We start from the raw sequence: 11741 nt of genomic DNA, 5'->3' as shown, positions 1-11741 counted from the left end.
GATGAAGCGCTCGCCCTTGCGGATCGCCGCCGGGTTGCCGAACAAGAACAGCACCCGCGCACGCGGCTTGATCTTGCCGTTGGCCACGCCGTGCAGCAGCCTTTCGAGCAACTCGATCGGCGCCGTCTCGTTGCCATGGATACCGGCCGACAACAGCAGGTCGAGCCCGCAATCCTCACCTTCGGGCGGGCGCACTTCCAGTGCGCCCTCCCCCAGCCAGCGCAAACGCACGCCCCGGGTGGTCACTTGGGTCTTCTCGGCCGGTTCGTGATCGGTCAGGGTCAGCTCAAGCAGTTTGCCGAGGGCGAGCATAGGCGCTTCCTTAGTGGTGGTGGCCGCAGTCCGGGCCGTGGACGTGGTCGTCGTCACCGGCGACGTCGGCCGGTTCCATTTCCAGTTGCAGGCTGACCAGGTTGGTGGCCATCGGACGCAGCAGCAGGTTGGCGTACTCGGTGTCGTCTTCCTCGACATCGACGCCGATCAGCAGCTGGCCGCGGCCGTCCTGCTGGATCCACACTTCCTTGCCTTGCCAGACCACGGCAAAACGGGTGCACGAGGTTTCCAGCTGGGTGCCGTCTTCATCTTCCAGGATCAGGCGCAGGGCGTCGGACATTGCAATTTCTCTCTATCAAGGTTGGCGTTGGAACGGATACACCGAGCCCAGTTTGAGGATCTGGGTCAGGTCATCCAGGGCCGTGCGGCATTCCACCAGCAGCTGCGGGTCGGCCAGGTCCGCTTCGCCGAGGCGATCGCGGTAGTGCTTGTCGACCCACTGCACCAGGGTGTCGTACAGCGAGGCGGTCATGATAACGCCTGGATTGACCGCCGCCAGTTCGTTTTCCTTCAGCGCCACGCGCAGACGCAGGCAAGCCGGGCCGCCACCGTTCTGCATGCTCTGCTTGAGGTCGAACACCTTGACCTCCTTCACCGGGCCGCCCTGGCTGGTCAGCTGGCTCAGATAAGCCCAGACGCGCTCGTTGTTGCGGCACTCCTCCGGCACCACCAGCAACATCGAACCGTCTTCGCGGCTGAGCAGCTGGCTGTTGAACAGGTAGGAACGCACCGCGTCCTCCACCGTCACCGCCGCGCGCGGCACGCAGATACCCTGGAAATTGCCACCCTTGCTGGCCAGTTTAGCCTGCAGCTGGCCGAGCACGGTGTCGGTCTCGAGGAACGCGTCCTCGTGGTAGAACAGCACCTCGCCGTTGCCCACCGAAATCACGTCGTTGTGGAACACGCCCTGATCGATCACCGCCGGATTCTGTTGAGCGTAGACCACGCCTTCATCGCTCAGCCCGTGCAGGCGAGCGACGGCCTGGGAGGCTTCCAGGGTCTGGCGCGCCGGATACTTCTGCGGCGCGGGATAGCGGCTGTCGAAAGCGCTGCGGCCATAGACGAAGAACTCGACGCCGGCCTCGCCATAAGCGCGGCAGAAGCGGGTGTGGTTGGCCGCGCCTTCGTCGCCGAACTGGGCAACCGCCGGCAGCGCCTCATGGTGGGCGAAGACCTTGTCATCGCTGAACATGGCGCCCAGCACGCGGCTGGTGGTCGGGTGCTCGATGCTGCGGTGGTACTTGCAGTTGAGGTTAGCGGCGGTGAAATGCACGCGGCCATCGGCGGTATCGGCGCTGGGGCTGACGGTGGCGGCGTTGGCCACCCACATGCTCGAGGCCGAGCAACTGGCGACCAGCAGCGGCATGGCGTCTTTGGCCGCACGCTGGATCACTTCGGCATCGCTGCCGGTGAAGCCCAGGCGACGCAGCGCGGCCACGTCCGGACGCTCCTGCGGGGCCAGCACGCCCTGCTGGAAGCCCATTTCCATCAGCGCCTTCATCTTCGCCAGGCCCTGGCGCGCCGCCTCGCGCGGGTTGGAACCCTGCTGGCTGTTGCTCTGCGAGGCCACGTTGCCGTACGACAAGCCGCCGTAGTTGTGGGTCGGCCCCACCAGGCCATCAAAATTCACTTCAAAGGATTTCATCGGCAAGGCTCCGAGACCTGTTGTTATAGGGTGACGCCCGGCGTCAGGGTCGCCGGCAGTGCAAGGCTCGCGGTCTCCAGCGAAGCCACGGGGTAGGCGCAGTAGTCCGCCGCGTAGTAGGCGCTGGCACGGTGGTTGCCGCTGGCGCCGACGCCACCGAACGGCGCGCTGCTGGCGGCACCGGTCAACTGCTTGTTCCAGTTGACGATGCCGGCGCGGCTGCGCAGCCAGAAATGCTGGTAGCGGGCGTTGGAGTCCGACAGCAGGCCGGCGGCCAGGCCGTACTGGGTGTTGTTGGCCTCCTCGATCGCCGCGTCGAAGTCGGCGTAGCGGATCACCTGCAGCAGCGGGCCGAAGAACTCTTCATCCGGACGCTCGGCCACGGCGCTGACATCGATGATGCCAGGCGTGAGCAAGGCCGCGTCGGCCTGCGGCTGGGTCATCTCCAGCAGCGCCACGGCGCCCTTTCCGAGCAGTTCGGCCTGGGCCGCCAGCAGTGCGCGGGCCGCCTGCAGCGAAATCACCGAGCCCATGAACGGCGCGGGCTGCTGATCGAAGGCACCGACACTGATACCGCGGCTCACCTCGACCAGGCGCTGGATCAGCGCGTCACCCCAGGCACCCTGCGGCACCAGCAAGCGGCGGGCGCAGGTGCAGCGCTGGCCGGCGGAAATGAAGGCCGACTGGATGATGGTGTACACCGCGGCGTCCAGGTCCTTGACCTCGTCAACCACGAGCGGGTTGTTGCCGCCCATCTCCAGGGCGAGGATCTTGTCCGGGCGGCCGGCGAACTGCTGGTGCAGCAGGTTGCCGGTGCGGCTGGAACCGGTGAAGAACAAACCGTCGATACCCGGGTTGGCGGCCAGAGCCACGCCGGTTTCGCGAGCGCCCTGGACCAGGTTGAGCACGCCGGCCGGCAAGCCGGCCTCGATCCAGCATTGCACCGTCAGCTCGGCGACCTTGGGGGTCAGCTCGCTGGGCTTGAACACCACGCAGTTGCCGGCCAGCAGCGCCGGAACGATGTGGCCGTTAGGCAGGTGGCCAGGAAAGTTGTACGGGCCGAATACCGCCACCACGCCATGGGGCTTGTGGCGCAGCACGGCGGTGGCGTCGGCCAGCGGGCCGCTCTTTTCGCCGGTACGCTCGCGGTAGCTCTGCACCGAGATGGCGACCTTGTTGACCATGCTGGTCACTTCGGTGGCCGACTCCCACAGGGGCTTGCCGGTTTCTTCGCCAATGCAGCGCGACAGCGCCTCGGCATTGGCCTTGAGCTTGTCGGCGAAGGCCTCCAGCACGCTGATACGCGCTTCCAGGCTCAGCAATGCCCAGGCCGGGAACGCCTGGCGGGCGGCCTGCACGGCGGCTTCGACCTGGGCGGCGTCGGCGCCCTGCCCCTGCCAGATCACCGCCTGGGTGACGGGGTTGAGCGACTGCAGGGTTTCACCCTGGCCGGCCAGCCAGTGGCCGGCGATGTAATGCGTGTTCATTTACTGGGCCTCCCGACCGGCGGACAGCGGCACGGCGCGGACATTGTCGCCAGCGCCCAGGCGCAGGCGCTTGGCGGTCTGCGGATCGACCACCAGGGTGCCTGCCGCCAGGCGCGCCGGTGCGGCGGTGATGCGGCAGTCTTCGCGCTTGCGGTTGTGAATGATGTAAGGGGTGGCGTCGTCACCCGGAGTGCCGACGGCCAGTACCAGGGTCTCGCTGTCACACACGGCGCGGATCTTCGAGGTCTCGCACTCGATGGCGGGACCGGCGTCGAAGATGTCGACGTAGCCCTGGTAGTTGAAGCCTTCGCGCTTGAGCATGGCCAGCGCCGGCTCCGTGTCGGTGTGCACGCGGCCGATGACATTGCGCGCCGCTTCCGAGAGGAAGCAGGTGTACAGCGGGAACTTGGGCATCAGCTCGGCGATGAACGACTTGTTGCCCACGCCGGTGAGGTAGTCGGCCTGGCTGAACTCCATCTTGAAGAAGTGCCGGCCCAGGCTCTCCCAGAAGGGCGAACGGCCTGCCTCGTCGGACATGCCGCGCATCTCGGCGATGATCTTGTTGCCGAACAGCTGCGGGAACTCGGCAATGAACAGCATCCGCGCCTTGGACAGCAGTCGGCCATTGAGGCCGCTGCGGTAGTCGCTGCGCAGGAACAGCGAGCACAGCTCGGAGTTGCCGGTCAGGTCGTTGGCCAGGAACAGCGTGGGGATCTCGCGGTAGATGTTCAGCTCCTGCGAGGCGCTGACGGTCAGGCCGACCCGGTAGTTGTACCAGGGCTCGCGCAGGCCGACGGCACCGGCGATGGCGCTGATGCCGACCACCAGGCCTTCGTCGTTCTCCAGCACGAACAGGTAGTCGGTGTCGCCGCGCTCGGCTTCGCCGCGAAAGCTCTTCTCGGCCCAGCCGACGCGCTGGCCGAGGCGCTCCTCGTTGGCGGGCAGCGTGGTCAGCCCGGTGGTGCCGGTGCTGCGGGCCAATTCGATCAGCGCGGGTAAATCGCTGCTGCGTACAGGACGAACGATCATGCTATCTCCTTGTGCGGCGGTCTGTGCCTGCCGCGAAACTCTCTGTTCCGGCGGTTCAGACCGCGACCAGGCGCACGCTGGCGCCTTCGCCGACACCCAGGGCCTCGGCGGCTTCGCCGCTCAGGCTGACCGGCTTGCCCGGCACCCAGTCCAGCTCCAGCAGCACGGCGCGGTAATCCTGCAACTGGCCGTTGCACACCAGGTACGGACGGCCGCCCTTGACTGGCGTCTCGTCGAGCTTGACCGGCACCACCCGGCTCTGGGCGATGGAGCGGATGCCCGAGGCGCGGGCGTGCAGGGTCGGGCCGCCGTCGAAGATGTCGATGTAATGCTCGGTCTCGAAGCCTTCGCGCATGAGGATGTCGAAGGTAATCTGCGCCCGCGGGTGCACCTGGCCCATGGCCTCCTGCGCCTCGTCGGCCAGCAGCGGCACGTAGATCGGGTAGTGCGGCATCAGTTCAGCGAGGAAGGTGCGGCTCTTCAGGCCGCACAGGCGCTCGGCGTCGGCGTAGTTGAGGTCGAAGAAGTTGCGGCCGATGGCGTCCCAGAACGGCGACTCGCCCTGCTCGTCGCTGTAGCCGACGATCTCGGTCACCACCGACTCGGCGAAGCGCTCGGGGTGCGCGGCCATGAACAGCAGGCGGCCCCGTGAGTTGAGCTCGGCGAAGGCGCTGCTCACCAGTTCCGGCACCACGTAGAAACTGGTCAGCAGGCTGTTGCCGGTGAGGTCGTGGCACAGCGACAGGACGTGAATCTTGTTGTGGATCTTCAGCTCGCGGGAGGCGTGCACGAAGGTCTCGTTGCGAAAGCTGTAGAACGGCTCGGAGTAGCCGGCCGAAGCGACGATGGCCGAGCAGCCGACCAGCTTGCCGGTGGCGCTGTCCTCGAGCACGAAGAAGTAGCTCTCCTCGCCATTGAAGCTGACCTCGGCGGCAAAGGAGGTTTCCGAGGCGGCGATCTTGTCGCCCAGGCGGCCGGCGTCATCCGGCAGCGAGGTGACACCAATGGGGCTGTCGGCAGCCATGCGCTGCACTTCGTTCAGATCAGCCATTTGCGCGGGGCGCATCACCAGCATGGTGTCACTCCTTTCGGGAAAGCGGGCCGATCACATCGGCACGGAAAAACGGCGGGCACGCGCCACCACCTGCAAGCAGGTGCCCGCACTGGAATTCGGGTATCGCCAGCCCCTTCTCGGGGCCGGCGAAGGGCGATCAGCCCTTGATCAGTTTTGCCACGGCGCGTTCGAAACGATCCAGGCCTTCGTCGATGTCGGCATCCTCGACCACCAGGCTCGGGGCGAAGCGCACCACGTCGGGACCTGCCTGCAGGACCATCACGCCTTCTTTCTCGGCGGCGTTGAGGATGTCCTTGGCCTTGCCTTTCCAGGCCTCGCTCAGCACGCAGCCGATCAGCAGGCCGACGCCACGCACCTGGGTGAACAGGCCGGTTTGCTGGCCGATGTTCTCCAGACGAGTCTTGAAGCGCTCATGCTTGGCCTTGATGCCCGCCAGGGTTTCCGGGGTGTTGATCACATCCAGCACCGCGCAGGCAACGGCGCAGCCCAGCGGGTTGCCACCGTAGGTGGTGCCGTGGGTGCCGACGGCCAGGTGCTTGGCCAGGTCGCTGGTGGTCAGCATGGCGCCGATCGGGAAGCCGCCGCCCAGGCTCTTGGCGCTGGTGAGGATGTCCGGGGTGACGCCGTAGTGCTGGTAGGCGTACAGCGAGCCGGTACGGCCGACACCGGTCTGGACTTCGTCGAAGATCAGCAGGGCGTTGTACTCGTCGCACAGTTTGCGCGCGCCCTCCAGGTAGGCCTGGTCGGCCGGGACCACGCCGCTCTCGCCCTGGATCGGCTCAATGACCACGGCGCAGGTCTTGTCGGAAATCTGCGCTTTCAGCGCTTCCAGGTCGTTGTACGGCACATGGCTGATGCCGGTGATCTTCGGACCGAAGCCGTCGGAGTATTTGGGCTGGCCACCGACGCTGACGGTGAACAGGGTGCGACCGTGGAAGCTGTTCACGGTGGCGATGATTTCGTGCTTCTCGGGGCCGAAGCGGTCGTGGGCGACGCGACGGGCCAGCTTGAAGGCGGCCTCGTTGGACTCGGCACCAGAGTTGCAGAAGAACGCACGCTCGGCGAAGGTCGCGTCCACCAGCTTGTGCGCCAGGCGCAGGGCCGGCTCGTTGGTGAACACGTTGGAGACGTGCCAGAGGGTGTTGGCCTGCTCGGTGAGCGCCTTGACCAGCGCCGGATGGCAGTGGCCCAGGGCGTTAACCGCGATACCGCCGGCGAAGTCGATCAGCTCGCGACCGGTCTGGTCCCAGACTCGGGAACCCTCGCCTCGTACAGGAATGAACGCCGCCGGGGAGTAGTTGGGAACCATGACCTGGTCGAAATCGGCACGTTGCACCGGGGCTTGCTCAACGGACATCTGAGTCTCCTGAAGAGGAACGCTGGCCTGGAAGTGGCGAGCGATGAGGGGATTGTAAGGACTGATCGGCGCCTGTCCTTGCTGCCAGGCGACAACTTGTTACAGCGCCAAACCGTGTTTTCACGCGGTTTTCGGCAATGCGACAAACAGTGTCGCAATCGCGCAGTGTAACGGGAGGATGGAGTGGCGGGGAGAGCCCCGGCGAGAATTGGGTGAACAGGTGTTCACACATACAAACCCCATCGCGGGGCAAGCCCGCTCCCACGAGCAATGCAACCCGTGGGAGCGCTTCAGCCCCGCTCGGCCGGCGCCGAACTCAGCTCGAACGGGCTGCTGCTGCGCCGCTGGTTACGGTCTTCACGCGGCGTGGCGCCAAAGAAGTTGCGGTACGCACTGGAAAAATGCGGCCCCGAGGAGAACCCGCAGGACAGTCCGATCTGGATGATCGACTTGCTGGTCTGCATCAGCATCTGCCGCGCCTTGTTCAGGCGCAGCTCCAGGTAATACTGGCTGGGCACCCGATTGAGGTACTGCTTGAAGATCCGCTCCAGCTGACGGCGGGACACGCACACATGCTGGGCGATCTCGTCGGTGGTCAGCGGCTCCTCGATATTGGCCTCCATCAGCAGCACCGCCTGGGTGAGCTTGGGGTGGCTGGAGCCCAGGCGATTCTGCAGCGGAATGCGCTGGCGCTCGCCGCCTTCACGGATACGCTCGACCACCAGCTCTTCCGACACCGCGCCCGCCAGCTCCGCGCCATGATCGCGCGCCAGCACCGCCAGCAGCAGGTCGGTCACCGCCATGCCACCGCAGGCGGTCAGGCGATCACGGTCCCAGTCGAACAGGTGGCTGGTGGCAATCACCTTGGGGTGGCGCTCGGCGAAATCGTCCTGCCAACGCCAGTGCACCGCGGCGCGGTAGCCATCGAGCAGGCCCAGCGCCGCCAGCGGATACACGCCGGCGGACAGGCCTCCGATCATGCAGCCGCTGCGCGCCAGCTGCTTGAGCGCGGCGGACAGCGACGAACCGATGGCCGCCGGTGGCTCGTCGGCCAGCAGGAACAGCTTGTGGCAACCCTCCAGACGACCGTTCCATGCCTCGCCCGGCAGGCGCCAGGCGCCCTCCTGAACGGCTTCGGCCTGCAGGTAGGCCAGCTCGTAGACCACGTCCGGATGCACCCGCTGGGCCACCTGCAGCACCTCTTCAGCCAACGCCAGGGTCAGCGGCTTGGTGCTTGGCCAGATGAGAAATCCGATTCGCTGGGTGGTCATAGGGCGTGGTCCGAAACCTGGGAGGAAGGGTTCGCGCTTGTGGCGCCAGGGCATGCCGCGCGGATGGCGCAGCATGCCCCATTATGGTGCAAATGTGCAGCGATTACTTCAGGCTGCCGGAAAGGAACTGCTTGAGGCGCTCGGACTGCGGATTGACCAGCACCTCGCGCGGGCAGCCGCGCTCCTCCACCAGCCCCTTGTGCAGGAACACCAGCTGGTTGGATACTTCGCGGGCAAAGCCCATCTCGTGGGTGACCACCACCATGGTGCGACCTTCCTGGGCCAGCGACTGCATCACCTTGAGCACATCGCCCACCAGCTCCGGGTCGAGCGCCGAGGTCGGCTCGTCGAACAGCATCACCTCCGGCTCCATGGCCAGGGCGCGGGCGATGGCCACGCGCTGCTGCTCGCCGCCGGACATGTGACCGGGGAAGGCATCCTTGCGGTGGGACACGCCAACCTTGGCCAGGTAGTGTTCGGCCTTCTCCAGCGCTTCCTTCTTGTTCACGCCCAGCACGTGCACCGGCGCCTCGATGACGTTCTCCAGCGCGGTCATGTGCGACCACAGGTTGAAATGCTGGAACACCATCGACAGGCGCGAGCGCATGCGCTGCAGCTGTTTCGGGTCGGCGGCCTTGAGCGCGCCGTCCTTGCCGGCCACCAGCTTGAGCTCTTCGTTGTTGAGCAGGATCTTGCCCGCGTGCGGCTGCTCCAGCAGGTTGATGCAGCGCAGGAAGGTCGATTTGCCCGAGCCGCTGGAGCCGATGATGCTGATCACGTCGCCTGCCTTGGCTTCGAGGGAGACACCCTTGAGCACCTCATGGCTGCCGTAGCGCTTGTGCAGGTCTTGGATTTGGAGTTTGTACATGCTGTCGGATCTCACAGAGCGGTCAGTGCTTGCGCGGCGCCAGGTAGCCGAGCCAGCGGCGTTCGGCCATCTTGAACAGGCGCACGAGGATGAAGGTCAGGCACAGGTAGAACACGCCCGCCGTGATGTAGGCCTCGAAAGGCAGGTAGTACTGGGCGTTGACCGTGCGCGCGGCACCGGTGATGTCGATCAGGGTGACGATCGACGCCAGGCTGGTGGTCTGCAGCATCATGATCACTTCGTTGCTGTACTGCGGCAGCGCCCGGCGCAGGGCCGACGGCAGGAGGATGCGGCGGTACATCTTCATGCGCGACATGCCGATGGCCTTGGCCGCCTCGATCTCGCCATGGGGCGTGGCCTTGAGGCTGCCAGCGATGATCTCGGCGGTGTAGGCACTGGTGTTGACGGCGAAGGCCAGGCAGGCGCAGAAGGTCGCGCTGGACAGCCACGGCCACAGGAAGCTCTCGCGCACTGCCTCGAACTGGGCCAGGCCGTAGTAGATCAGGAACAACTGCACCAGCATCGGCGTGCCGCGGATCACGTAGGTGTACAGCCAGGCACTCATGTTCACCAGCGGCTGCTTGGAGACGCGCATCAGGCCCAGCGGAATTGCCGCCAGCAGGCCGAACAGCAGCGACAGCGCCAGCAGCTTGAGGGTGGTCAGCAGGCCGCCCAGGTACAGCGGCAGGGCCTCCCAGATGACGTTGTAGTCGAAGATCATAGTTCAGCCGCCTTGACGCCCACCGAGTAGCGCTTCTCGAGATACTTCAGCGCCAGCAGCGAGACACTGGTCAGCACCAGGTACAACGCCGCCACCGCGAGGAAGAAGGTGAAGGGTTCGCGGGTGGCGTCCGCCGCCTGCTTGGCCTTGAACATCATGTCCTGCAGACCGACCACCGAAATCAGCGCGGTAGCCTTGGTCAGCACCAGCCAGTTGTTGGTGAAGCCCGGGATCGCCAGGCGGATCATCTGCGGCACCATGATCCGGAAGAACACCTGGACACCGCTCATGCCGTAGGCCGCACCCGCCTCGGCCTGCCCCTTGGGAATCCCCAGGAAGGCGCCGCGGAAGGTTTCCGAGAGGTAGGCACCGAAGATGAAGCCCAGGGTGCCGATGCCGGCGACCAGGGGGTTCAGGTCGATGTAGTCGTCATAGCCGAGCAGCGGCGCCACCCGGTTGATGATGTCCTGGCCGCCGTAGAAGATCAGCAGGATCAGGACCAGGTCAGGGATGCCACGGATCACCGTGGAATACAGATCCCCCAGCCAGGCCAGCCAGCGCACCGGCGACAAGCGCAGCGCCACGCCGATCAGGCCGAGGACGATGGCCAGGGCCATCGACGACAGGGCGAGCTGCAGCGTCAGCCACGCTCCGTCGAGGATGACTGCCCCATAGCCTTTCAACATGATTCGAATTCCTCAGGGCTTGGGAATGAAAAATGGTGCAAACCTCAGAGCTTCTGCTGTTTGCACCATTGCACAGGTGAAACTCGATGGCTTACTTCGAGTCTGGACCGTAGATGTCGAAGTTGAAGTACTTCTTCTCGATCTCTTTGTATTTGCCGTTGGCACGGATCGCGTCGATGGCGGCGTTGATGCGGTCGGCGTTGGCCTTGTCACCCTTGCGCAGGGCGATGCCGATACCGTCACCGAAGTACTTGGAATCGGTGAAGGCCGGGCCTACGAAGGCAAAGCCCTTGCCGGCGTCGGTTTTCAGGAAACCGTCTTCGAGCAGGGTGGCGTCGGCCACGGTACCGTCAAGACGACCGGCGGCGACGTCCAGGTAGATTTCGTTCTGGGTGCCGTAAGGCACGACGGTGGCGCCTTGCGCGCCCAGGACTTCCTTGGCGAAGCGATCATGGATCGAGCCGCGCTGCACGCCGATCTTCTTGCCCTTGAGCTCAGCCAGGCTGTCGCTGACGGTGGTGCCTTCCTTCATGACCAGGCGCGCCGGGGTCAGGTAGTAGCGCTTGGTGAAGTCGACCGACTTCTTGCGATCGTCGGTGATCGACATGGACGACAGGATGGCGTCGATCTTGCGCACTTTCAGCGCCGGGATCAGGCCGTCGAACTCCTGCTCGATCCAGGTGCACTTGGCTTTCATCTCTTCGCACAGGGCGTTGCCGATGTCGTAGTCGAAGCCGGCGAGGCTGCCATCAGGCTGCTTGAAGGCGAAGGGTGGGTAGGCGGCCTCGATACCGATCTTCAACGGCTTCTCATCGGCCTGCGATACCAGGGAAAACACGGAAAGCGCCAGGGCGCCAAGCAGTGCGAGCTTCTTCATCAGGTAACTCCATCGGTACGGGGCAATACAAGGCAGTTGTAACGGCTGCCCGATATGCGAATGGGTACAGCGCGAGCCGCGCAGGTTTCGACCAAGGTCGCAGACCACGAGCGAGTGAGTGGCATTCTAGCGACAGCCCGGTGGTCGATATTTCTTCAAAGCGACAACTAATTACAGAAGCGCCAGGAACCGCGGCGGGCGATATTGACAGCTCCTGCGAGATATGCAAGAGCAAAAGAGAAATAACCTATACCCAAAGCAATAAGCGGGCCCATTATTGGCAAAGCCTTGTATTCCGGCAAGCGCAGCGTGCGACCCTGCACAAAATGCTCGCAGGAATGCACTCAAATGGCACATGAATGTTTCCACAAACCCCGCATTTGGGCGAAATC

Annotated in this window: 11 protein-coding genes and 1 pseudogene; all 12 read right to left on the bottom strand. The window is 64.9% G+C overall.

Annotation, left to right across the window (positions count from 1 at the left end; translation table 11 throughout):
• A pseudogene (locus ACZ899_RS26795) lies at positions 1–312 on the bottom strand (succinylglutamate desuccinylase); the annotation flags it as partial.
• A 10-nt stretch (positions 313–322) separates the two neighbouring features.
• The gene (locus ACZ899_RS26790; RefSeq protein ID WP_011534960.1) at positions 323–613 is read right to left on the bottom strand and encodes a hypothetical protein; all 291 of its coding nucleotides are present in this window, start codon (positions 611–613) and stop codon (positions 323–325) included.
• 15 nt (positions 614–628) lie between these two features.
• The gene (gene astB, locus ACZ899_RS26785; protein ID WP_234561803.1) at positions 629–1978 is read right to left on the bottom strand and encodes an N-succinylarginine dihydrolase; all 1350 of its coding nucleotides are present in this window, start codon (positions 1976–1978) and stop codon (positions 629–631) included.
• A 23-nt stretch (positions 1979–2001) separates the two neighbouring features.
• Positions 2002–3465 carry a succinylglutamate-semialdehyde dehydrogenase gene (gene astD, locus ACZ899_RS26780; RefSeq protein ID WP_234561805.1) on the bottom strand — a complete coding sequence of 488 codons (1464 nt, stop codon included), beginning with the start codon at positions 3463–3465 and terminating at the stop codon, positions 2002–2004.
• Positions 3466–4494, bottom strand: coding sequence for an arginine N-succinyltransferase (gene astA / locus ACZ899_RS26775; protein ID WP_234561807.1), 1029 nt, complete (start codon positions 4492–4494; stop codon positions 3466–3468).
• Between the two features lie 55 nt (positions 4495–4549).
• On the bottom strand, positions 4550–5569 hold the full coding sequence (aruF, locus tag ACZ899_RS26770; protein ID WP_203651541.1) for an arginine/ornithine succinyltransferase subunit alpha: 1020 nt from the start codon (positions 5567–5569) through the stop codon (positions 4550–4552).
• Between the two features lie 136 nt (positions 5570–5705).
• Positions 5706–6926, bottom strand: a complete 1221-nt coding sequence (locus tag ACZ899_RS26765) for an aspartate aminotransferase family protein (RefSeq protein WP_234561808.1) — start codon at positions 6924–6926, stop codon at positions 5706–5708.
• Between the two features lie 290 nt (positions 6927–7216).
• Positions 7217–8197, bottom strand: a complete 981-nt coding sequence (gene argR, locus ACZ899_RS26760) for a transcriptional regulator ArgR (RefSeq protein WP_186714503.1) — start codon at positions 8195–8197, stop codon at positions 7217–7219.
• 103 nt (positions 8198–8300) lie between these two features.
• Positions 8301–9065, bottom strand: a complete 765-nt coding sequence (locus ACZ899_RS26755) for an ABC transporter ATP-binding protein (RefSeq protein ID WP_023630946.1) — start codon at positions 9063–9065, stop codon at positions 8301–8303.
• 22 nt (positions 9066–9087) lie between these two features.
• A complete protein-coding gene (locus tag ACZ899_RS26750) occupies positions 9088–9786 on the bottom strand; it encodes an ABC transporter permease (protein WP_203651534.1) in 699 nt (232 codons plus the stop codon).
• Positions 9783–10472, bottom strand: coding sequence for an ABC transporter permease (locus ACZ899_RS26745; RefSeq protein WP_028691070.1), 690 nt, complete (start codon positions 10470–10472; stop codon positions 9783–9785). Before ACZ899_RS26745 ends, ACZ899_RS26750 begins: the two co-directional genes overlap by 4 nt.
• Positions 10473–10563: 91 nt before the next feature.
• Positions 10564–11349, bottom strand: a complete 786-nt coding sequence (locus tag ACZ899_RS26740; RefSeq protein WP_203651530.1) for an ABC transporter substrate-binding protein — start codon at positions 11347–11349, stop codon at positions 10564–10566.
• Positions 11350–11741: the final 392 nt, after the last annotated feature.

It is taken from the genome of Pseudomonas sp. TE31087 (genome assembly GCF_057284075.1).
This window is presented reverse-complemented; position numbering and strand designations above follow the sequence as displayed.